A 20,563-nucleotide genomic window follows, 5' to 3' on the forward strand; every position below is an offset into this window, starting at 1 on the left:
CGCGCCCATGGCCGCGTCATCGCTCGGGCGTGGACGGACGTCCACTTCCTCGCTCTTCCTTGCCACAGGCGCGCGCAATCGCGGCGCGGCATGCTCGGGGATTGATGACACGCCCTAGCCCAGCGCCTGCCACACCTGGTGCAGGCCCAGTGCCAGCAAGGTCAGGAAGAACACGCGGCGGAACGCGCTGGCGGAGATGCGTTGGCGCAGCCGCGTGCCCAGCCACATGCCCACGGCAGTGGGCAGCAGCGCCAGCAACGACGGACCCAGCGCCTGGGTGGGGAATGCCCCGTGCGCGACGAGGGCTGCGGCCAGCGCAAGCGTGGCCGCGGCGAAGCAACTGCCGAGCGCGCGCATCAGCGCCTCCCGCGGCAGATCCAGCGCCACCAGATAGGGCAGCACCGGCAACACGAACACACCGGTGGCGCCGGTCAGCAATCCGGTCGCCAGGCCCACGGGTGGCCCAGCCCAGCGCGCCTGCGAGGGCGACAGGCGTGCCTGCCACTGACTCAGCCCAAGCAGGGCATACAGCGCCAACAACGCGCCCAGACCGGCGCGCGTCAGCCGCGGGTCCGCGTCGGCGAGGACGCCGGCGCTGCCCCAGGTGCCGGCGACGATGCACGCCAGCAGCGGCCACAGTCGCCGCAGCAGCGCGCCGGTGCCTGCGCCCCAGGCTTGTTGCAGGTTGGTCAGTAGCGACGGTAGCGCCAGCAGCGCCGCGGCCTCGGTCGGCGTCAGCCAGAGTCCCAGCAGGCCCATCGCCACCGTCGGCAGGCCCATGCCGGCCACGCCCTTGACGCCGCCGGCGAGCAGGAAGACCAGGGCGATCGGCAGCAGATGCGGTGTGAGGGTGTCCATGGCATCCAGCATCGGCGCGCCGCGGCGGCCGGACAATGCGCGAATGCTTCAGGCAGACTTCGGCAACGACGAAGGCGGGAGCATCGATGCACCTGGATTTCACCGATCTGCGGTTGTTCCTGGCGGTGGCCGAGGCCGGCAGCATCACCGCCGGAGCCGATCGCGCGGCACTGTCGCTGGCCGCGGCCAGTGCACGCATCCGCGCGTTGGAGACGCAGCTTGGCGTCGCGCTGTTCGCGCGCGGCCCGCGCGGCGTCGGCCTCACCGCGGCCGGCACCGCGCTGTTGCGGCACGCGCGGCAGTTGCTGCGGCAGGCCGAGGCGATGCGCAGCGAACTGGGCGAGTACGCCGGCGGCCACCCGACCAGCGTGCGCCTGCTGGCCAATACCGCGGCGCTGTCGGAATGGTTGCCGGAACTGCTGGCCGAGTTCCTGGTGGCGCACCCGCGCATCGATCTGGCGCTGCGCGAACAGGGCAGCGTCGCCGCGGCCGATGCGCTGCGCGAGCAACGCGCCGACCTGGCGGTGATCGCCGATCACGCCGATCTGCAGGACCTGCAAGCGCGCCCGTTTCGGCAGGATCGGCTGGTGCTGGTGGCCGCGGCCACGCATCCGCTGGCGCAGGCGCCGCAGTTGCGGTTCTCGGAGGTATGGCAGGCGCAGTTGCTCGGCCTGGCCGAGGACAGCGCACTGCAGCAGCATCTGCGGATCCATGCCACGCGTGCCGGTGGCCAGCTGCGCATCCGCGCGCAGGTGCACGGCATCGAACCGCTGTGCCGCATGCTGGCGCGCGGCGCCGGCGTGGCGATCCTGCCGCAGGCGGCGCTGGAGCGGGTCAGCGTGCGTGCGCAACTGGTCGCGGTACCGCTGCAGGAGCCGTGGGCGCTGCGCCAGTTGTCGATCGTCTGGCGACCGACACCGGCGCCGTCGCCGCCAGTGCAGCAGGTCCTGGATTGGCTGTGCGCGCATGCGGCGCCGGCAGCCTGAGGATCCGTCGGCTGGCGCACGACTGACGCCTCTGACGATGCGCTTGCGCAATGGTGCAGCGAGGCAGCGTTAACTGGCAGGCGCGGGCCTTGTTACGCTGTTCGGGATCGCTTGCGACGGCTGTTCCCCCCGGTGACGCGTGTCGCGGCTGAAGTTGCTCCTGCGGACGCACGGCCCTCTGTCAGCGCAGTTGCTTCCTGTGGGAGGGACTTCAGTCCCGACTGCTACCGGAGCCGGATGCTTTCCGGCGCGAGATTGCGACGGAAGAACTGCGCGGATCACGCGCTTCTGCTTTGGCTCTGCCGGAAGTGTTGCCTGTCTAGCAGCACTCGATGTGGCCTTGGCCAGCCAGCCACGCCAAGGCCTTTCGCGTCATGCGCGTCGCGGCTGATACCGAACAGATAGGGACCGCTCCCGTTCGCGGGCCTGCGGTCCATGCCGCAGGCCCACGCGCCTCACTGCGGCCAGGCGAACGTGGCGATCACCGGAAAATGGTCGGACGGCCAGTGGCCCTGCGGCCGCGCGTCGAGCGTGGCGTAGTCGGTGGCCTTCAACCCGCGCGAGAGGATCCAGTCGATGCGCCGGTCCGGGTGGCCGGTGAAATCGTGGAAGGTCGCTTCCGGGCCTTGCGGTTGCGCCACCTGCGTGCGCGCATCGGCCAGGCTGGCGGTGAGGGTGCGGTAGGTCGGCGAGCCCGGCACCGTGTTGAAGTCGCCGGTCAGCACCACCGGCATGTCCGCCGGCAGCGCCTTCAGCCGCGACACGATCAGCGCCGCGCCCTTGGCGCGCGCCGCTTCGTCCTCGTCGCGATAGGGCAGATGGGTGTCGAACAGGTAGAAGCGGCGGCCATCGCCGATGCGCTCGAACAGGCCCCAGTTGACCATGCGCGGCAGCGGATGGCCCCAGCTGATGCTGCCCATCACCTCCGGCGTGTCCGACAGCCAGAAGTGTCCCGAGTCCACCAGCTTCAGCGCGTGGCTGTCGTAGAACACGCCCATGCGTTCGCCGTCGTCCTTGCCGTCGCGGCTGGGGCCGAACCAGCGGTACTCCGGCAACTGCGCGGCCAGGTAGTCGGCCTGGCGCTGGACCAGTTCCTGGGTGCCGAACACATCCGGGTGCTGCGCGCGGATCAGCGCGGCCATCGCGCTGCGGCGCACGTCCCAGCGCTTGTCGCCGTCGGTATCGACCGGCACGCGGACGTTGAAGCTCATCACCTTGAGCGGGGCCGGCGCGGCGGGCGTTGCGGGCGTGCGCGCCTGCGCCGGCGCGATGCACGCGCCCAGTACCAGCAGCAGAGGGAGCGCGAGCTTGCGCGCGGACGACAGCGACAGCGACATGGCAAATCTCGACAGGAGCGGAGCACGCGATGGTGGCACGGCGGTGGTGTCGGTGACCACCGCGTGGCGCGCCTGCCGAGCGGCGATCAGTTGAACGCCGACAGCGCCTGGGTCAGTTTCCCGTTGTTGTCGACCGCACCCATCGTGTAGCCCTGCCAGCCCGGATACGCGTCGGGTTCCCAATAGAACACGCCCAGGCCGCGGCTGCCGAGTGCGCGGGTCTTGCTCAGCAGATCGGCGAGCATCGCGCGGGTGGTCGCGGCCTGCTGCCAGTCCATGCCGACCTCGCTGACGATCACGTCCGACCCGTAGCGCGCCACCATGTCCTGCATGTTGCTGGCGATCTGCGTGTTGGCGCTCTGCCAGGCATTGGGGGACGGGTAGTGCGACATGCCGACCACGTCCCACATGCCGCCGGCCGACTTGAGGCTGTCGAAGAACCAGCGGAAGGTCGCGTTGTCGTGGCCGTTGGCCAGGTGCACGATCACCTTCGCATTGGGGTACACCGACTTGCTGGCGTTGTAGCCGCTGTTGATCAGTTGCGCGAGGTTGCCGAAGTTGGGCGTCTTGCCGTCCGGCCACAGCATGCCGCTGTTGATCTCGTTGCCCACCTGCACCCAGCTCACGTCGATGCCGTTGGACTTGAGATAGGACAGGATGCCGCTGGTGTGCGAATACACGTCCTTCGCCAGGGTGGCGAAGTCGTGGTTGTTCCAGGCCGCCGGCTTGGTCTGCTTGCCGGGATCGGCCCAGCTGTCGCTGTAGTGGAAGTCGATCATGATGCGCATGCCCTGCGCCTTGGCCCGCTTGGCCATGTTCAGCGTGTCGGCGCCGTCGTTCCAGCCGCCCTGCGGATTGACCCACACGCGCAGCCGGATCGCGTTGACCCCGGTGCCCTTGAGCAGCGAGAAGAAATCGGTGGTGGCGCCGGAGGCGTTGCGGAATACGCGACCGCTGCTCTCCTGCTGGTCGATCCAACTGACATCGGCGCCCTTGGCGAAGGTCTGCGCCATGGCCGGCGCACACAGACAGGCGAGCAACAACATCAGCAGCCAGGCGGGCACGCGCTTGCTCGATCGGTTCATGCGATTCTCGCGGTGATGGAAGGAGGGAAGGGGGGGCATGCAGCCCCGAGGAGTGGGCGCAGCGACGTGCCGGGCCGTCCCCCCGCGGCCGCGGCGCGCACGAGGCTAGCGCGATCGTCACGGCGACGCGCGCTGCACTGCAGCGGTGCTGTCGCGACGTCCGCAAGCGCTGTCTGGATGGCCGATGAATCTGCGCGGTGCGTCACTTGACGCGATGCGGCATCGGCGTAGCATTCCGCTCACGCCAAGGGACAGACCCGCGGCGATCCACCCAACCGTGAGGGATGCTCATGGAGTTCGACTATCTCGTGTTCATCGGGCGCTTCGAGCCCTTCCACAACGGCCACGCCGCCGTTGCCCGCCACGCCCTCGCACGTGGTCAGAAACTCATCTTCCTGATCGGCTCGGCCGAGACTCCCCGCACCATCCGCAATCCCTGGACCGTTGCCGAGCGCAGCGTGATGATCCAGGCCGCGCTGGAAGGCGCCGGCGAGCGGCTGATCCTGCGGCCGTTGCGCGACCATCTGTACAACGAAAGCCAGTGGATCGCCGCGGTGCAGTCCACGGTGGCCGAGGCGGTGCGCAGCGACGGCGGCAGCGCCGAGGCGCGGATCGGCCTGATCGGCATGGACAAGGACGCCAGCAGCTATTACCTGCGCGAATTTCCGCAGTGGCCGCTGGTCGATGTGCAGCACACCGAGACGCTGTCGGCGACCGAGCTGCGCCGTTACCTGTTCGAGGCCGGCAGCATAGATTTCCACGGCGCGCTGCTGATGCTGCGCGGCAACGTGCCGACGCCGGTGTTCGACATGCTCGAGGCGTTTCGCAAGAACTCGCCCTCGTATGCCGAACTGCTCGCCGAGTACCAGTTCATCGAGCAGTACCGCGCCGCCTGGAAGGAGGCGCCGTATCCGCCGACCTTCGTCACCGCCGATGCGGTAGTGGTGCATTCCGGGCACGTGCTGCTGGTGCGCCGCCGCGCGGCGCCGGGCAAGGGCCTGTGGGCGCTGCCCGGCGGCTTCGTCGGCCAGCACGAGAGCATCCTCGACGCCTGCCTGCGCGAACTGCGCGAGGAGACCCGGCTGAAGATTCCGGTGCCGGTGCTCAAGGGCTCGCTGAAGAACCGCCACGTGTTCGACCACCCCGAGCGCAGCCTGCGCGGGCGCACCATCACCCACGCCTTCCACTTCGAGTTCGTGTTCGGCGAACTGCCCGAGGTGCGCGGCGGCGACGACGCCGACAAGGCGCGCTGGGTGCCGGTCAGCGAAGTGCTGGGCATGGGTCCGAAACTGTTCGAAGACCATCTGCACCTGCTCGAATTCTTCCTCGGCCGCGGCTGACGCGGCCTTCCCGGCCGGCGGACAGACCGCCGGCTTTCCCAGACGCGAAGGAGCTTCCGTCATGCAATGCCTGAACAACCTGCTGCTCAACACCGACAGCTACAAGGCCAGCCACTGGCTGCAGTACCCGCCCGGCACCGATGCCACGTTCTTCTACGTGGAATCGCGCGGCGGCGTCTACGACCGCACCGTGTTCTTCGGTCTGCAGTCGATCCTCAAGGAGGCGCTGGGCCGCCCCGTCACCCATGCCGACATCGACGAGGCGCGCGACCTGTTCGCCGCGCACGGCGAGCCGTTCAACGAAGCGGGCTGGCGCGACATCGTCGACCGCCTCGGCGGCCAGTTGCCGATCCGCATCCGCGCCGTGCCCGAGGGCAGCGTGGTGCCGACCCACAACGCGCTGATGACCATCGAGTCCACTGACGCGCAGGCCTACTGGGTACCGTCGTACCTGGAGACGCTGCTGCTGCGCATCTGGTATCCGGTGACCGTGGCCACAGTGAGCTGGCACGCCAAGCAGACCATCCGCCAGTTCCTGGAGCGCACCAGCGACGATCCGGACGGGCAGTTGCCGTTCAAGCTGCACGACTTCGGCGCGCGCGGCGTGTCCAGCCTGGAATCGGCGGCGATCGGTGGCGCGTCGCACTTGGTCAACTTTCTCGGCACCGACACCGTGTCCGGGCTGTTGCTGGCGCGCGCGCACTACCACGAGCCGATGGCCGGCTATTCGATCCCCGCCGCCGAGCACAGCACCATCACCAGCTGGGGCCGCGAGCGCGAGGTCGAGGCCTACCGCAACATGCTCAAGCAGTTCGGCAAGCCCGGCGGCGTGGTCGCGGTGGTGTCGGACAGTTACGACATCTTCCACGCGATCCGCGAGCACTGGGGCACCACGCTGCGCGAGGAGGTGATCGCCTCCGGCGCCACCGTGGTGATCCGCCCGGACTCCGGCGATCCGGTGGCGGTGGTGCACCAGTGCCTGGAACTGCTCGACGAGGCCTTCGGCCACAGCGTCAACGGCAAGGGCTACAAGGTGCTCAACCACGTGCGGGTGATCCAGGGCGACGGGGTCAACCCGACCAGCATCCGCGCGATCCTGGAGCGCATCACCAGCGCCGGCTACGCCACCGACAATCTGGCCTTCGGCATGGGCGGCGCGTTGCTGCAACGGCTCGACCGGGACACCCAGAAGTTCGCGTTGAAGTGCTCGGCCGCCCGCGTCGACGGCCGCTGGATCGACGTGTACAAGGATCCGGTCACCGACAAGGGCAAGCTCAGTAAGCGCGGGCGCATGCGTCTGCTGCGGCACCGCGAGTACGGCAGCTACCGCACCGAGCCGGTGGCGCCAGACGCGGTGTCGGCCGAAGCGGTCGCCGGCCCGGCCGGTTACGACGATGCGATGGTCACCGTGTGGGAGAACGGCCGCCTGCTGCACGACTGGACCTTCGCCGAGGTACGCGAGCGCGCGAACGCCGCGCGCCTGTAGGAGGCTCCCATGCACGCCTCCCTGCCGAGCGCGCCGCCGTTGAGCGGCGGCTCGCCGCTGTTCGCCGCGCTGCGCGCCAGCACTCCGCATCTGGAATGGCGGGTGCCGGCCGCGGCGGATGCCTCGCGCTGGCGCCAGCAGCGCATCGGCGCACGCGACTACCGCGTCGCGCAGCCGGTGACCTTCACTCCCTACGCATCGGTGCGGCCGTGTTCGGCGCGCTGCCGCTTCTGCTCGGAAACCCTGCGGCCGCTGGCCGGCGGCACCGCCGCGGCGAGCCTGCGGCCGCCGCCGGACTACTTCGCGCAACTGCGCCAGGCGCTGGCGCAGCTGCGCGGGCTGCCGCTGTCGCATTCGCTGTCGGGGCTGGAGATGACCGACGACGAAGACTGGTTCGTGGAACTGCTGCAGACCCTGGATGCGGCCGAGCGCGAGGGACTGCTGGTCGAACAGCGGGTGCTGTACAGCAACGGCGCAGGTTTCGCCCGCGGCCACGGCGATGCGCTGCTGCATGCACTGCAGCGCTTCGGCCTGTCGTGGATCGAGCTGTCGCGGCACCATCCGCAGCAGGCGCGCAACGATGCGATCATGCGTTTCCGCCCCGGCGAGGCGATCGCCGATGCGGAGGTGTTCGTCGCCACTGCGCAACGCATCGCCGAAGCGCTGCCGTTGCGCCTGGTGTGCATCCTGCAGCACGGTGGCATCGCCGATGCCGACGGCGTCGCGGCCTACCTGGACTGGGCGCGCGCCTGCGGGGCACGTACGGTGATCTTCCGCGAATTCTCCCGGCTCGGCGACGGCTACCGCGATGGCGGCACCGCACGCTATCTCACTCAGGCGCGGGTCGCAGTGGAGCAGGTGCTCGGCGCCTGCATGGCCGCGCCGTGGTGGCGCGAATTGCAGCCGCTGCAGATCACCGAGGGCTACTACTTCTGGAACCTGCGCCTGGCCACCGCCGACGGCATGGAGGTGGTGTTCGAGACCTCCGACTACGGGGCGATGCACGCGCGCCACGACAGCGGCGACATCTACAAGCTGGTGTTCTTCGCCGACGGCCGGCTGTGCGCCGGCTGGCAGCCGGACCGCGATCTGCTGTGGCGGGCGTCGCATGGATAGCCGCAGCTGGTGGACGCCGTTGCCGGATCCGCCCGAGCATCGCCTGCCGGAGGACCTGCGCCAGCGCGATCCGCTGAGCGCGCGCGACTGCGGCTGGGTCGGGCAGATGCGTCCGTTCGTGCGCCACTTCAGCGCGCCGGGCGAGCGCGTGCTGGATCCGTTCTGCGGCTTCGGCAGCACCTTGCTCGCGGCGGAACTGGAAGGGCGCCACGGCATCGGCCTGGAGATCGACGCGGCGCGCGCGGCGCTGGCGCGCGAGCGGCTGCAGCGGCTCGGGCTGCACGCCGAGGTGCTGGACGGCGGCTTGCCGCACTACGCGCCATCCGCGCCGGTGGACCTGTGCCTGACCAACGTCCCGTACTTCGGCTGTGCCTGGCCGGCTGCGGCGGGGCCCGACCAGCTCTACGCCAGTGCCGACTACGCCGCCTACCTGCACGGCCTGCGCGCGGTGTTCCATGGAGTCCGCCGCCACCTGCGCGAGGACGGCTTCTGCATCGCGATGGTGGAGAACGTCCAACTCGGCGCGACCACGGTGCCGCAGGCCTGGGACCTGGCGCGGATCCTCGGCAGCCTGTTCGCGCCCTGTCCCGAGCGTGTGTTGTGCTACCCACGCGAGACCGCGCAGCCGCTGGCGCCCGGCGACACCCGCAGCGACCGCAGCCACGAGTACGCGCTGATCTTCCAGCACCGGCGCCAGCGCATCGACCTGGCGGGCACCGCGCAACTGCTGGCGGCCCTGCGCGCCGACGGTTTCGTCATTGCGCTGTACGGCAGCTATCCGCGCTGGCTGGCGGATCCGGCGGCGGCGCCGCGCCTGCCCGGCGATGTCGATCTGTTGCTGCCGCGCGACCTGGACGGGTTGCTGCGGCTGCTCGACTGGCTGCGCGCGCGTGGCTTCCTGCTGAGCCTGTGGGGCGAGCCGCTGGCGGTGCCGCCGACCCTGGCACTGCTCGACGCCCATCATTACCTGCGCGCCGAACGTCGCGATCGCCACGGCGGCCTGCTGCGCGTGGACCTGGCGCTGGAACCCGCCGCCGCCTGACGCGGCGGCGGCGCAGACCGCCCATCTCGCTAACCGCGGGATGAGCGGCCGCGGTGGCGTCAAGGCCGCGCCCACGCGCTTGCGGCTATCCTTTGCCGCGGTTCCCTCTCTCCGGTCAACGGCCTATGTCCGCTCCCTCCAAGGTTCTCGCCATTCCCGCGCTCGCGCTGATCGCGATCGGCCTGAGCGGCTGTTTCGCGCGCAAGCAGGACGGCCTGGTGAAAGAGACCTTCAATTCCGACAACACCTATTCGCGCAACTACCCGGTGCAGCCGGCGCAGGCCTGCGAATCGGCGCGGCGCGCGCTGCTGAGCCAGGGCTACGTGGTCTCCAAGGCCACCGCCGATGCGGTGGAAGGCACCAAGAACTTCCAGCCCAGCGACGAGTTGCATGAGCAGCTGGAACTGCGCGTGTCCTGCGTCGCGCACGGGCAGGACGAATCCTGGGTGTTCGTCAGTGCCTTGCAGGACCGCTATGCGCTGAAGAAGAGCCCGACCTCGGCCAGCGTCGGCGTCGGCGTGCTCGGCTCGGTGTCGCTGCCGATCGGCAGCAGCGACGATTCGATGGTGCGGGTGGCCAGCAGCACGGTGCAGGATGGCGACTTCTACAAGCGCTTCTTCCAGCTGATGAGCGAATACCTGCCCAAGAGCAAGCCGGCACCGGAGCCGTCTGCGCATCCGTCTGCGGCGGTGACGGCGCCGGCGCCGGCAGCGCCCGCACCTGTACCTGCAGCGTCGATGGTGCCGACTCCGCCGCCCGCCGCAGCGCCCACGTCGCCGCCGGCACCCGCGGCCGCCACTGCGGCGCAGCCGCCCGTCGCGACCGCGCCTCCGAGCGGCGAGCCCGGCGGCGCCGACTGATTCAGGCGTTGCTACACAAGCTGAATGCGGCCGATTTCGCTTCACGAACCATTCGCGAATCCGGTGAGAAGGTGGCGCCCGTCGAGAGCGCGGTGCTTGTGCATCGGCTCCGCCACCCAGGAGCAATCAGCATGAACACTCTCAAATCCGCCTTGTGTCTTTCCGTCCTCGCCATCGCCACGGCCGCCGCGCCGCTGGCCGAGGCGCAGCGTCACTACGGTCCCGAGGACGCCGGCCGCCGCTTCAGCGACGGCACCCGCGTGCACTGCAAGAAGGTCGCGGTGCGCAAGAACAGCACCGATCCGGACCGCATCGGCGGCACCCTGGCGGGTGCGGCGATCGGCGGCTTGCTGGGCAACCAGATCGGCAAGGGCGATGGCCGCAAGCTGGCCACGGTCGGCGGCGCGGTCGCCGGTGGCGCCACGGGCCGTTACATCCAGGGCCAGCGTCAGCAGGCCAATGGCAATCGCGTGGTCGAGACCGTCTGCAAGCGGTATTGAGTCGCGCGACCGCATCGTGTTGGTCGGTGCCTGACGCCGACCTGGCAGCCTGATGCAGCACGCCCCGGCGGAGGCCTCCGCCGGGGCGTTTTTTTGGGGTGCCGGTTGCGACGTTGCGCGATTCGGCGCCGCGGCGGCTCAATCGGCGAGCAGATCGCGCAGCGCCGCGTCCAACTGCGGATACCGGAACACATAACCCTCGCGTTGCGCACGTGTCGGCAGCACGCGCTGGCTGCCCAGCAACAGCTCGGCCATCTCGCCGAAGCCGAGGCGTAATGCCGCCGCCGGCATCGGCAGCAGCGCCGGACGATGCAGGGTCGCGGCGAGTTGCTGCGCGAACGTGGCATTGGTCGCCGGCGCCGGCGCGGTGGCGTCGTAGGCGCCTTCGCCGCCTTGCTGCAGCAGCCACAGCAGCAACCCGACCTGATCGTCGCGGTGGATCCAGCTCATCCACTGGCGGCCATCGCCCATGCGCCCGCCCATGCCGAAGCGGAAGGGCAGCAGCATCCGCGCCAGCGCGCCGCCGTCGCGGCCCAGCACCACGCCGGTGCGGACCAGGCTGGTGCGCACGCCCAGGTCCTGCGCGCGCAGCGCTTCCGCCTCCCAGTCGCGGCAGAGCTGGGCGGCAAAGTCGTCGCCCGGCGTGCTGGTTTCGTCCAGGACCTCGTCGCCGCGGTCGCCGTAGTAGCCGATCGCCGAGCCGGAGATCAGGCAGCCCGGGCGCTGCGCAGCGTCGAGTCCGCTCATCCAGTCGATCAGGGCGCGGGTGGTACCGATGCGCGAGGTGCGGAAGCGACGCTTGCGGGTGGCGCTCCAGCGGCCTTCGGTCAGCGGTTCGCCGGCAAGATTGATCACCGCATCGGCCGGTGCGGCGCGCTGCAGATCGTCCAGCACCTGCACCGCCGGCAACAGGCGCGCCGCGCGTGCTGGGTCGCGGGTCAGCACGCTGACCCGGTGCCCGGCGTCGAGCAGGGCCGGGCACAGCGCGCGGCCGATGAATCCGGTGCCTCCGGTAACGAGCACGTGCATGCAGGGGATCGCTTGCGCCAAGGGAGCCGCAGTGTAGGTGCGCCGGGCATGGCGGAAGAGTGAACGCCGGGGGTGTCGGTGCCGCGGCGGTGGGTTTCGCGACGCCTGCACGGGTGAGGCGCCACGCTGCGCGGGCGCCGCCGCCACGTGGCCAACGGAAGCTCCTGTTCGTGATGTCCGCTCCATGATCCGACCATCGAGGTTCGCTTGCCCGCCGCGGCTTCGCCGCGGCGTCGGTCTGCTGCTGGCCGCGCTGCTGGCCAGTGCCGCGGCCACGGCCGCACCGGCGCCGGCCGACCAGGCCAGCGCGGCTTGCCTGGCCGCACTGCTGGAGCGGCTCGGTTGGCGCATCGGCACGACCAGCGCGGCGCAGCCGCAGATCGCCGCCGGCGCACCCTGCGAACGCGGTTCGCTGGCCGAGGCGCAGGCGCACGGCGATCTGCAGGCGGCCTTGCCCGCGGCCTGGAACGACGCGCAACGGCAGCAGGCCTTGCGTGCCTTGCTGGACACGCCGGCCACGCAGTGCGGCTACTTCCTGCAACTGGGGGCGGCCACCACGCGCGCGGTCGCACGCCTGCAGGACAATCCCGGCTACCGTTTCTCGGCGCTGCAACTGGGCTGGATCGGCTTCGGCCTGCGCGGCGCGCGCGCGCAAGGCTGGGAGCGCTTCCGCAGCTTCGGTCGCGGCTATCGCCCGGCCGGCGGCAATGCGCAGGCGATCGAGGCGTTCTACAGCGGGCACGTGCGCTCGGAATGCGGCGTCGGCCGGCAGATCGCGCAACTGGCCACGCAGCGCGAACTGTATGGCGACGCGGCGTTCGATCGTGCGTTCAGCGCCGACGAGCTGTCGATCGGCACCTTCCTGACCCTGCACGACACCGACAGCATCCTGCTCGGCGCGCACGCTGGCGATTTCTTCGCCGACGGCAAGGCAGCCAGGACTGCGCAGCGCGGCCGTGCGGCCTTCCTCGGTGCGCCCGGCTACATCGTGCACGTGTTCGAGCGCCGCTACCTGGACGACATCAACAACCAGGCCGAGAACTTCGTGGTCGCCGCGGTCAGCGCCGAGGCCGCTACGGCCTTGCGCGCGCACGGTGGCTTCGCCTACTACGACGCCCAGAACCGCCGCATCTGGGAGCTGGCGCGGGCGCTGCGCGGCCCGGGCCGCGAACGCTTCGAGCGCCTGCTGTATGAGCGCGACCCGGCACTGCGCGCACGCCTGGATCCGGCGCAGCAGGCGGTGCTCGCGCAACTCGACGCCTTGCTCGACGATCCGTTCTACCGGGGCTTTCAGGTCTACGTGCATCCCAAGGGCGTCAAGCCGATCGGGTATCACGTGGTGCGGCTGCTGGATCGCAATCCGCGCACGCCGTTCGCGATCGAGCTGACCCTGCATAACCTGCACACCACGCTGTACCAGCGCTGGCGCGACCTGCAACTGCACGACTGTGCGCAAACGCCGCCGCCGGCACCTGCCGCCGCATCGGTGCCTTAGCTGCGCGTCACGTCGGCATCGCCGCTTCGTGAGACCCTAACCCTCCTTTTTTCGAACCGGGAACGACGCATGGAACTGGGACTTGTAGGCTTGGGCCGGATGGGCGCCAACATGGCCGAGCGGTTGGTGCGCGGCGGGCATCGCGTGGTCGGTTTCGACCTGGGCGAGGCCGCGCGCAGCGCGGCGCAGCAGCGCGGGGTCGAAGCGGTCGACAGCATGGCCGCGCTGATCGCGGCGCTGCCGGCACCGCGCGCGGTGTGGCTGATGGTGCCGGCCGGCAAGGTCGTCGACGACACCCTGGCCGCGTTGCTGCCGTTGCTCGGCAAGGGCGACGTGGTGATCGACGGCGGCAATTCCTACTACAAGGATTCGATGCGCCGCGCCGGCGAACTCGCTGCCCACGGCATCGCCTATGTCGACTGCGGCACCAGCGGCGGCGTGTGGGGACTGCGCGAGGGCTACAGCCTGATGATCGGCGGCGACACCGCCGCGGTGCAGCGCCTGCACGACGTGTTCGCGACCCTGGCGCCGGCTGCCGATGCCGGTTGGGGACACGTCGGCCCCAGCGGTGCCGGCCACTTCACCAAGATGGTCCACAACGGCATCGAGTACGGAATGATGCAGGCCTATGCCGAAGGCTTCGCGCTGATGGGGCGCAAGCAGGAGTTCGCGCTGGACCTGCACCAGGTGGCCGAGGTCTGGCGCCAGGGCAGCGTGGTGCGTTCGTGGCTGCTGGACCTGTGCGCCGATGCGCTGGGCGAGAATCCGACCCTGGCCGGCATCGCGCCGTTCGTCCAGGACTCCGGCGAGGGCCGCTGGACCGTGGCCGAGGCGATCGACCTGGACGTGCCGGCGCCGGTGATCACCCTCTCGCTGCTGGAGCGGCTGCGCTCGCGCGACGACGATTCGTTCGCCGACAAGTTGCTGGCGGCGATGCGCAACCAGTTCGGCGGCCATGCGATCAAGCACGAGGGCGGCGACGCGCCCGCGCCGGGCGGTACGCGCTCGGCCTGAGGCCCGGCGCTCAGTCCAGCGTGACGCTGCAGCCGGAGGCGGCGCTGCGCACGCCTGCCTCCAGCAGCCGCATCACCGCCAGCGCCTGCGCCGCATCCACCGGCGCAGGCGCGCGACCTGCGATCGCCTCGCGAAAGGCCGCATAGCAGTCGCGGTAATCGCCACGCGGCGCGGGCAGGGTCTGGACGGCGTGCGTGCCGTCGGCGCCGACCAGGCGCAATTGGCCGGGCAGGGGATCCTCGCCCCAGCCGGGCGCGCCCGGCGCGACGCCCGCGCGCAACTGCGCTTCCTGCGTATCCAGGCCGTGCTTGACGTAGCTGCCGCCGCTGCCGTGGAGCGCGAAGCGCAGGCCGTTGGCGGCGACCAGCGAGCCGGCATGCAGCACCACCCGCAGCCGCGGATAGCGCAGCACCGCATGCACGTAATCCACGGTCTGCGCGCCGGGGCGCTGCAACGCCAGGTCGGCCTGCAGCGATTGCGGCGGCCCGAACAGTTGCAGGGCCTGATCGAGCAGATGCGGCCCCAGGTCGAACCACAGCCCCGAGCCGGGGAGTGCGTGCTCGCGCCAGCGGTCGCCGACCTGCGGACGGTGGCGGTCGAAGTGCGAATGGAACTCGGCGATCTCGCCCAGCGTGCCGGCCTCCAGCAAGGCGCGCACGCCGAGGAAGTCGCCGTCCCAGCGCCGGTTCTGGAACACGCTGACGATGCGGTCGGCGCGCTGCGCCTGCGCCAGCACCTGTTGCGCTTCGGCCACGTCCAGGGTGAATGGCTTGTCCACCAGCACGTGCTTGCCCTGCGCCAGCGCGGCCAGCGCCAACGGCGCGTGGGTCTGGTTGGGCGTGGCGATCACCACCGCATCGATCCGCGGATCGGCGAAGGCCTGCGCCGCATCGGCGACCACGCGCGCCTGTGGCCAGGCCGCATGCACCACCTCGGCCTGGCGCGAGACCACGGTGTGCAGGTGCAGGCCGGGCGTGTGTGCGATCAGCGGCGCATGGAAGGTGCGGCCGACGTAGCCGAAGCCGAGCAGGGCGAGATTGAAGTCGGACATGGGCGCAGGCAGCAGCGGCGGGACGCCAGTATCGCCTGGGCTGCGTGGGCGGATTGCGCATTCACGCTGCGGCGATTCTTCGGTCACGCCGCCTGTACGACGGCCTGGCGGAGACTGCGCGCACATTCAGCGGAGGAAGACACGATGAAAACGATCAATGCACGCACCCTGCTTGGCGCCACCCTGGTGGCCGGTTTCGCGTTCGGCGCGGGCCAGGCGTTCGCAGCCGGCCAGGCCACCAGCGCCAAGGACCACGGCACCATGGGCCAGCAGGACACGATGCAGCACGACACCATGGCCCATGACACGACTCGCCACGACTCCAAGGAGCCGGTCACCGACACCTGGATCACCACCAAGGTGAAGGCCGATCTGCTGGCCACCAAGAATGTGTCGGGCACCGAGATCAAGGTCGACACCGTCAACGGCACGGTCAAGCTGTCCGGCGCGGTCGCGACCAAGGCCGAGAAGGACAAGGCCGTGGCGGTCGCCAAGAAGATCGACGGGGTCAAGAAGGTGGATGCGGCCGACCTGAAGGTCAGCGCCGCCGCCAAGAAGTAAGCATTGCGATCCGCCGCCGCGGGTGGGGATGCGACGAGGCGCCCCACCCGCGACAGCCGGTCTGCGACGCACCCTGCGGGGTGCGTTTTTTTTGGGGGGGCAAATTCGCGACGGAAATCGCATTTCGCGTCGCATTGACACCCGCTCAGACATCATTCCTTCATGTTCGTCAACGGATCACGCGCGATGTTGGAGACCCAACCCCACCCGGCTGCGGGGCACGCGGCCGCGGCTGCCGAGGCGCTGGGCGCCGCGTTGTCCGGCCATGGCGCGCAGCCGTCACTGCTGCTGCCGGCGGTACGCCGGCTGGAAGCGCAGTTGAGCATGCTGTTGACCACGTTTCACGACGACACCGGGTTCTGGCCGGCGTTCTCCGCGCTGATGCAGGAACTGGATCAGGGCCTGAGCCAATCCGAGCGCCGGCGCCTGCGCAGCCACGCCGATTTCCTGCTGGTCCGCGCCGGCATGCCGGCCTGGACCCTGATCGGCGCCACCGCCGGTTCCATTCCGCCCCCGGCGCGCCGGCCCTGAGCGCGGCGCGCGCGTGGCACTCCCGCGGGTGGCCGCAGGCCGCCCGTGTCGTCGTGCGCGCGGCCTGGGATAGAGTCCTTGCAGGTACCGCGATCGGGGTGTCGCGCTTCCGCTGAACAATTCATCTGCTGCCGGGGAAGATGGGCGACAATGCGCGCCCGCGATGGCCGCAGCCGTTCCTTCTTTTGACGCACCAGCTATGCAGACCATCGCCAAACACGATGCTTGGGACCGCTGGCGGCTGCCGTTGCTGGCGCTGGCCGTCGTCCTGATCGTCATCCTGCCCTCGCTGCTGCTGCGGCAGATGAATGCCAGCACCCTGCGTGCGGCGGACTGGGTCGGCCACAGCCAGGAAGTGACCGCCACCTTGAACGCGATGGAAGCGGACATGCGCGACATGGAATCGGCGGCGATGGCGATGTCGCACGGCGTGCAGTCGCCGATCCTGACCGCGCGCCTGCAGCAGGCGCGCAACTCGATGCAGCCGACGCTGGCGCACCTGGCCGAGCTGACCCGCGACAACCCGGACCAACAGATCCGCGTCGGCCGCCTGCAGAGCACGCTGGAGCGACGCGGCCTGATCGCCGAGCGGATCGCGCAGACCCGCGATCCGGAGCGGATCCGCGCGCTGATCCAGGACATGACCTCCGACAATCCAGTGCGCGGCCTGATCGCCGAGCTGCAGCGGCGCGAGGACGAACTGCTGAGCGAGCGGACCGCCGACGCCGAGCAGCGCCGCATGCTCGCCTCGATGATGAGCTGGACCTCGCTGGTGGTGCAGCTGTTGTTGCTGGGCCTGGTGATCTGGCTGTTGCAACGGCAGATCGGCCGGCGCCTGGATGCCGAGCGCCACATGCTGCGCGCCAACGGCCGCGCCGCGGCGGTGCTGCAGACCGTGCGCGAGCCGATCGTGCTGCTCGACAACGGGCAGCGCATGCTGATGCACAACACCGCCTTCGCCGAACTGTACGGCATGGACCTGGCGGATCCGCCGAAGCTGCTCGCCGACGTCGGCGACGGCGTCTGGCAGGATCCGGTGATCGTGCAGCGCTTGGCCGACGTGCTGCTGCGCGGACGCGAATTGTGGGATTTCGAGCACGAACAACTTGGCGCGGACGGCGTACCAAGGACCATGCTGCTGAATGCGCGGCGCATGCCGCTGCCGGACAGCGAGGACGAAGTGGTCTTGATGACGGTCAGCGACATCACCCTGCAGAAAACCGCGCAACAGCGCATCCAGGAGCTGAACCGGCAGCTGGAGGGCAAGATCGAGCAGGTGTCCGAAGTCAATCGCGAACTGGAGGCGTTCAGCTACTCGGTCTCGCACGACCTGCGCGCGCCGCTGCGCCATGTCGCCGGCTTCGCCGACAAGCTGGTTCGCCATCTGGGCGATGGCGCCGACGAGAAGAGCCGCCACTACCTGGAGGTGATCGGCACCTCGGCGCGGCGCATGGCCTCGCTGATCGACGACCTGCTGGTGTACTCGCGCCTGGGCCGCAGTGCGCTGCGCCTGCAGGCGGTGGACATGCAGTCGTTGGTGGCGGAGACGCGCTCGGTGCTCGACGCCAACTACCAGTCCGACCATGGCGACAGCGGGCATCGCATCGAGTGGAGCATCGCGCCGTTGCCGATCCTGGTCGCCGACGAAAACATGATGCGTCAGCTGTGGCTGAACCTGCTCGGCAATGCGGTCAAGTACAGCGCCAAGCGCGAGGTCGCGCAGATCGAGGTCGGCTACCAGGTGCAGCCGGACGGCAGCCATCACTTCAGCGTGCGCGACAATGGCGCAGGCTTCGACATGACCTATGCGGCCAAGCTGTTCGGCGTGTTCCAGCGCCTGCACAAGGCCAGCGAGTATTCCGGCACCGGTATCGGCCTGGCCAGCGTGCGCCGCGTGCTGACCCGCCATGGCGGCCATATCTGGGCCGAGTCCGCCCCCGACCAGGGCGCCACCTTCCATTTCGTCTTGCCCCCGGCGCCCGAAGCGCCCACTACCGAGTTCATCGCATGACCGCCATCCGCACCATCCTGCTTGCCGAAGACAGCCCCGCCGATGCCGAAATGGCGGTGGATGCGTTGCGCGACGCGCGTCTGGCCAATCCCATCGTGCACGTCGAGGACGGCGTGGAGGCGATGGACTACCTGCTGCGCCGCGGCGCCTATGCCGACCGCGAAGAAGGCCTGCCGGCGGTGCTGCTGCTGGACATCAAGATGCCGCGCATGGACGGCCTGGAAGTGCTCAAGCTGGTGCGCAGCGAGGAGTCGCTCAAGCGCCTGCCGGTGGTGATCCTGTCGTCCTCGCGCGAGGAAAGCGACCTGGCCCGCAGTTGGGATCTGGGCGTGAACGCGTATGTGGTCAAGCCGGTGGACGTGGACCAGTTCTTCACCGCGGTGAAGACCCTGGGCACCTTCTGGGCGCTGATCAACCAGGCGCCGGACAAAGAGTAAGCGCGCATGCCCACCACCGGCCCCAGGCTTGGCCCGATCCGGATCCTCATGGTCGAGGATTCGCCGGAGGATGCCGAGCTGCTGTCCGACCAGTTGCTGGACGCCGGCCTGGAGGCGACCTTCCGCCGCGTGGAAAGCGAGCCGACCCTGCGCGAGGCGCTGGGCGAGTTCGCGCCGGACATCGTGCTGTCGGACCTGAGCATGCCCGGGTTCTCCGGGCACGAGGCGCTGCGGGTGGTGCGCGAGGACGGCAACGCCGTGCCCTTCATCTTCGTCTCCGGCACCATCGGCGAGGAGACCGCGGTGGAGGCGCTGCGCGACGGCGCCAACGACTACATCATCAAGCACAACCCGACCCGCCTGCCGTCGGCGGTGGCGCGGGCGATCCGCGAGGCCCGCACCGAGCGCGAGCGGCAGCGGGTGGAGCGCGAACTGATGCGCGCACAGCGGCTGGAGAGCCTGGCCCTGCTCGCCGCCGGCCTCAGCCACGACCTGCGCAACATCCTGCAGCCGCTGCTGATCGTGCCGGAACTGATCGTCGGGCGCAGCGACGATCCGCAACTGCGGCACCTGGCCGACGTCATCGCCGAGTGCGGCCGGCGCGGCCACGAGATGGCCGAGTCGATGCTGTCGTTCGTGCGCGGCTCGCGCACGCCCAGCGAGCCGGTGCGCATCGCCGAGCTGTTCCAGGCGGTGCAGATGCTGCTCAAGAGCAGCCTGCCGGAGCGGGTGACGCTGCAGGTGGACGTGGCCGATGCGGCGCTGTCGATCGAGGCCAACTACACCGAGTTGCAGCAGTGCCTGCTCAACCTCGGCCTCAACGCGATCCAGGCGATGCCCGACGGCGGCCAGCTGAGCTTCTCGGCGGCGCCGGCGATCGGTGCCGACGGCAGCGAGCAGGTGCGCATCCTGGTCCGCGACAGCGGCATGGGCATGGATGCGGAGACCCAGGCGCGGCTGTTCAGTCCCTTCTTCACCACCAAGCCGGACGGTACCGGCCTGGGCCTGATCTCGTGCAAGCGCATCGTCGAGAGCTACGGCGGCCGGATCGGCGTGGACAGCACGCCGGGCCAGGGCACCTGCTTCGAATTGCTGATCCCGCTGCGCGCGCCGGTGCCGTCGTTCGAGCCGGAGCCGTCGCTGCCGATGGGCAAGGGCCAGCGCGTGCTCCTCGTCGACGGCGAGGCCACGCGGCTGTCGCTGCTCGGCAATGCGCTGTCCAGCCAGGGCTACCGTCCGCAGTTGGCGTCCGATGGCGCCGCCGCGCTGCGCGACGTCGAGGAACACGGCCTGCCGGACCTGGTGATCGTCGACAGCGACATCATCCTGCTGTCGGCGGTACGCCTGCTGCTGGCGCTGCAGGACCTGGGCTACCAGGGCCCGGCGATCGTCCTCGAGGACACCGGCACCACCCTGGAGCGCGACCACTTCCCCGCCGACATCGCCGTGCACGTCCTGCGCAAGCCGCTGGAAATGCAGCGCGTGTTCCGCGCGGTGGCGCATGCCCTCGAAAGCGGCTGAGGCGCTGGCTGGGAACGGGGATGGGGGAATCGGGAATGGGAAAGGCAAAAACCAAAGCCAAAGCCAAAGCCAAAGCCGATGCTCATTGCTGCATGGCGACCGTATCTCCAGTGCCAGCTGCGCGATGACGTGACTCGTTTATCTGGAGTCACAGAGAGAGGCAAAGCTCACCGGATCCGATAAGTGCAGCTTGGAACGCAAGGGCAACGGATTGACGCCTCAGCGGCCATCATGTCTCAGCGCAAGCTCCGCGCTCCGGCTGTTCCGATTCCCCATTCCCGATTCCCCAATCCCGGCTTCTCA

The 20,563-nt window shown here is 69.8% G+C and carries 19 protein-coding genes; 14 read left to right on the plus strand and 5 right to left on the minus strand.

Annotated elements, in window-relative coordinates; translation table 11 throughout:
- Positions 1 to 114 precede the first annotated feature (114 nt).
- Entirely contained in the window at positions 115 to 858 is a 744-nt protein-coding gene (locus CEK66_RS17100; protein WP_193312698.1) for a sulfite exporter TauE/SafE family protein, read from the minus strand.
- 86 nt (positions 859 to 944) lie between these two features.
- Here CEK66_RS17100 and CEK66_RS17105 point away from each other — a divergent pair, with 86 nt between their 5' ends.
- Positions 945 to 1,844 carry a LysR substrate-binding domain-containing protein gene (locus tag CEK66_RS17105; protein WP_152237705.1) on the plus strand — a complete coding sequence of 300 codons (900 nt, stop codon included), beginning with the start codon at positions 945 to 947 and terminating at the stop codon, positions 1,842 to 1,844.
- Between the two features lie 455 nt (positions 1,845 to 2,299).
- Here CEK66_RS17105 and CEK66_RS17110 read toward each other — a convergent pair whose 3' ends face one another.
- A complete protein-coding gene (locus CEK66_RS17110) occupies positions 2,300 to 3,181 on the minus strand; it encodes an endonuclease/exonuclease/phosphatase family protein (RefSeq protein ID WP_152237706.1) in 882 nt (293 codons plus the stop codon).
- A gap of 86 nt (positions 3,182 to 3,267) precedes the next feature.
- A complete protein-coding gene (locus tag CEK66_RS17115) occupies positions 3,268 to 4,266 on the minus strand; it encodes an arabinogalactan endo-1,4-beta-galactosidase (protein WP_152237707.1) in 999 nt (332 codons plus the stop codon).
- Positions 4,267 to 4,550: 284 nt separating this feature from the next.
- Here CEK66_RS17115 and CEK66_RS17120 point away from each other — a divergent pair, with 284 nt between their 5' ends.
- From CEK66_RS17120 to CEK66_RS17145, 6 genes are all read left to right on the plus strand, one after another.
- Positions 4,551 to 5,606 carry a bifunctional nicotinamide-nucleotide adenylyltransferase/Nudix hydroxylase gene (locus CEK66_RS17120; protein WP_017909091.1) on the plus strand — a complete coding sequence of 352 codons (1,056 nt, stop codon included), beginning with the start codon at positions 4,551 to 4,553 and terminating at the stop codon, positions 5,604 to 5,606.
- Positions 5,607 to 5,667: 61 nt separating this feature from the next.
- Positions 5,668 to 7,092: a nicotinate phosphoribosyltransferase gene (locus CEK66_RS17125; protein WP_017915878.1), complete on the plus strand. Its 1,425-nt coding sequence runs from the start codon at positions 5,668 to 5,670 to the stop codon at positions 7,090 to 7,092.
- 9 nt (positions 7,093 to 7,101) lie between these two features.
- A complete protein-coding gene (locus CEK66_RS17130) occupies positions 7,102 to 8,208 on the plus strand; it encodes a hypothetical protein (RefSeq protein WP_152237708.1) in 1,107 nt (368 codons plus the stop codon).
- Entirely contained in the window at positions 8,201 to 9,250 is a 1,050-nt protein-coding gene (locus CEK66_RS17135; RefSeq protein ID WP_152237709.1) for a DNA methyltransferase, read from the plus strand. Before CEK66_RS17130 ends, CEK66_RS17135 begins: the two co-directional genes overlap by 8 nt.
- A 125-nt stretch (positions 9,251 to 9,375) precedes the next feature.
- On the plus strand, positions 9,376 to 10,110 hold the full coding sequence (locus tag CEK66_RS17140) for a DUF2242 domain-containing protein (RefSeq protein ID WP_152237710.1): 735 nt from the start codon (positions 9,376 to 9,378) through the stop codon (positions 10,108 to 10,110).
- Between the two features lie 131 nt (positions 10,111 to 10,241).
- Positions 10,242 to 10,610, plus strand: a complete 369-nt coding sequence (locus CEK66_RS17145; protein WP_026143726.1) for a glycine zipper 2TM domain-containing protein — start codon at positions 10,242 to 10,244, stop codon at positions 10,608 to 10,610.
- 138 nt (positions 10,611 to 10,748) lie between these two features.
- Here the strand turns inward: CEK66_RS17145 and CEK66_RS17150 are convergent, their stop codons facing one another.
- The gene (locus CEK66_RS17150; RefSeq protein WP_017916472.1) at positions 10,749 to 11,639 is read right to left on the minus strand and encodes a TIGR01777 family oxidoreductase; all 891 of its coding nucleotides are present in this window, start codon (positions 11,637 to 11,639) and stop codon (positions 10,749 to 10,751) included.
- A 184-nt stretch (positions 11,640 to 11,823) separates the two neighbouring features.
- On the opposite strand from CEK66_RS17150, the gene CEK66_RS17155 reads away from it, so the two are divergent.
- Together CEK66_RS17155 and gnd are read left to right on the plus strand one after the other, a co-directional pair.
- Positions 11,824 to 13,134, plus strand: a complete 1,311-nt coding sequence (locus CEK66_RS17155; protein ID WP_152237711.1) for a hypothetical protein — start codon at positions 11,824 to 11,826, stop codon at positions 13,132 to 13,134.
- Between the two features lie 69 nt (positions 13,135 to 13,203).
- Positions 13,204 to 14,148 carry a phosphogluconate dehydrogenase (NAD(+)-dependent, decarboxylating) gene (gnd, locus tag CEK66_RS17160; protein ID WP_152237712.1) on the plus strand — a complete coding sequence of 315 codons (945 nt, stop codon included), beginning with the start codon at positions 13,204 to 13,206 and terminating at the stop codon, positions 14,146 to 14,148.
- Positions 14,149 to 14,158: 10 nt separating this feature from the next.
- On the opposite strand, the gene CEK66_RS17165 is transcribed toward gnd, so the two are convergent.
- Positions 14,159 to 15,199, minus strand: coding sequence for an oxidoreductase (locus CEK66_RS17165; protein ID WP_152237713.1), 1,041 nt, complete (start codon positions 15,197 to 15,199; stop codon positions 14,159 to 14,161).
- 144 nt (positions 15,200 to 15,343) lie between these two features.
- Here CEK66_RS17165 and CEK66_RS17170 point away from each other — a divergent pair, with 144 nt between their 5' ends.
- The 5 genes from CEK66_RS17170 to CEK66_RS17190 all read left to right on the plus strand — a co-directional run bounded on the left by CEK66_RS17170 (position 15,344) and on the right by CEK66_RS17190 (position 20,260).
- Positions 15,344 to 15,760 (plus strand): BON domain-containing protein, encoded by a 417-nt coding sequence (locus CEK66_RS17170; RefSeq protein ID WP_017908374.1) that lies wholly within the window; start codon positions 15,344 to 15,346, stop codon positions 15,758 to 15,760.
- A 186-nt stretch (positions 15,761 to 15,946) separates the two neighbouring features.
- Positions 15,947 to 16,291: a hypothetical protein gene (locus CEK66_RS17175; protein WP_225851717.1), complete on the plus strand. Its 345-nt coding sequence runs from the start codon at positions 15,947 to 15,949 to the stop codon at positions 16,289 to 16,291.
- Positions 16,292 to 16,490: 199 nt separating this feature from the next.
- Positions 16,491 to 18,302, plus strand: a complete 1,812-nt coding sequence (locus CEK66_RS17180; protein WP_017911733.1) for an ATP-binding protein — start codon at positions 16,491 to 16,493, stop codon at positions 18,300 to 18,302.
- The gene (locus tag CEK66_RS17185) at positions 18,299 to 18,739 is read left to right on the plus strand and encodes a response regulator (RefSeq protein ID WP_010343137.1); all 441 of its coding nucleotides are present in this window, start codon (positions 18,299 to 18,301) and stop codon (positions 18,737 to 18,739) included. The genes CEK66_RS17180 and CEK66_RS17185 overlap by 4 nt, the downstream gene beginning before the upstream one ends.
- Before the next feature lie 6 nt (positions 18,740 to 18,745).
- Positions 18,746 to 20,260, plus strand: coding sequence for a hybrid sensor histidine kinase/response regulator (locus CEK66_RS17190; protein ID WP_152237714.1), 1,515 nt, complete (start codon positions 18,746 to 18,748; stop codon positions 20,258 to 20,260).
- Positions 20,261 to 20,563 lie beyond the last annotated feature (303 nt).

Source organism: Xanthomonas sp. LMG 12460 (genome assembly GCF_009192895.1).
Taxonomy (GTDB): domain Bacteria; phylum Pseudomonadota; class Gammaproteobacteria; order Xanthomonadales; family Xanthomonadaceae; genus Xanthomonas_A; species Xanthomonas_A sontii.

What these genes read in the sequence shown, in the direction of transcription:
- CEK66_RS17100 (WP_193312698.1), bottom strand. Translation starts at nt 858, where the DNA reads ATGGACACCCTCACACCGCATCTGCTGCCGATCGCCCTGGTCTTCCTG.
- CEK66_RS17105 (WP_152237705.1), top strand. Translation starts at nt 945, where the DNA reads ATGCACCTGGATTTCACCGATCTGCGGTTGTTCCTGGCGGTGGCCGAG.
- CEK66_RS17110 (WP_152237706.1), bottom strand. Translation starts at nt 3,181, where the DNA reads ATGTCGCTGTCGCTGTCGTCCGCGCGCAAGCTCGCGCTCCCTCTGCTG.
- CEK66_RS17115 (WP_152237707.1), bottom strand. Translation starts at nt 4,266, where the DNA reads ATGAACCGATCGAGCAAGCGCGTGCCCGCCTGGCTGCTGATGTTGTTG.
- CEK66_RS17120 (WP_017909091.1), top strand. Translation starts at nt 4,551, where the DNA reads ATGCTCATGGAGTTCGACTATCTCGTGTTCATCGGGCGCTTCGAGCCC.
- CEK66_RS17125 (WP_017915878.1), top strand. Translation starts at nt 5,668, where the DNA reads ATGCAATGCCTGAACAACCTGCTGCTCAACACCGACAGCTACAAGGCC.
- CEK66_RS17130 (WP_152237708.1), top strand. Translation starts at nt 7,102, where the DNA reads ATGCACGCCTCCCTGCCGAGCGCGCCGCCGTTGAGCGGCGGCTCGCCG.
- CEK66_RS17135 (WP_152237709.1), top strand. Translation starts at nt 8,201, where the DNA reads ATGGATAGCCGCAGCTGGTGGACGCCGTTGCCGGATCCGCCCGAGCAT.
- CEK66_RS17140 (WP_152237710.1), top strand. Translation starts at nt 9,376, where the DNA reads ATGTCCGCTCCCTCCAAGGTTCTCGCCATTCCCGCGCTCGCGCTGATC.
- CEK66_RS17145 (WP_026143726.1), top strand. Translation starts at nt 10,242, where the DNA reads ATGAACACTCTCAAATCCGCCTTGTGTCTTTCCGTCCTCGCCATCGCC.
- CEK66_RS17150 (WP_017916472.1), bottom strand. Translation starts at nt 11,639, where the DNA reads ATGCACGTGCTCGTTACCGGAGGCACCGGATTCATCGGCCGCGCGCTG.
- CEK66_RS17155 (WP_152237711.1), top strand. Translation starts at nt 11,824, where the DNA reads ATGATCCGACCATCGAGGTTCGCTTGCCCGCCGCGGCTTCGCCGCGGC.
- gnd (WP_152237712.1), top strand. Translation starts at nt 13,204, where the DNA reads ATGGAACTGGGACTTGTAGGCTTGGGCCGGATGGGCGCCAACATGGCC.
- CEK66_RS17165 (WP_152237713.1), bottom strand. Translation starts at nt 15,199, where the DNA reads ATGTCCGACTTCAATCTCGCCCTGCTCGGCTTCGGCTACGTCGGCCGC.
- CEK66_RS17170 (WP_017908374.1), top strand. Translation starts at nt 15,344, where the DNA reads ATGAAAACGATCAATGCACGCACCCTGCTTGGCGCCACCCTGGTGGCC.
- CEK66_RS17175 (WP_225851717.1), top strand. Translation starts at nt 15,947, where the DNA reads ATGTTGGAGACCCAACCCCACCCGGCTGCGGGGCACGCGGCCGCGGCT.
- CEK66_RS17180 (WP_017911733.1), top strand. Translation starts at nt 16,491, where the DNA reads ATGCAGACCATCGCCAAACACGATGCTTGGGACCGCTGGCGGCTGCCG.
- CEK66_RS17185 (WP_010343137.1), top strand. Translation starts at nt 18,299, where the DNA reads ATGACCGCCATCCGCACCATCCTGCTTGCCGAAGACAGCCCCGCCGAT.
- CEK66_RS17190 (WP_152237714.1), top strand. Translation starts at nt 18,746, where the DNA reads ATGCCCACCACCGGCCCCAGGCTTGGCCCGATCCGGATCCTCATGGTC.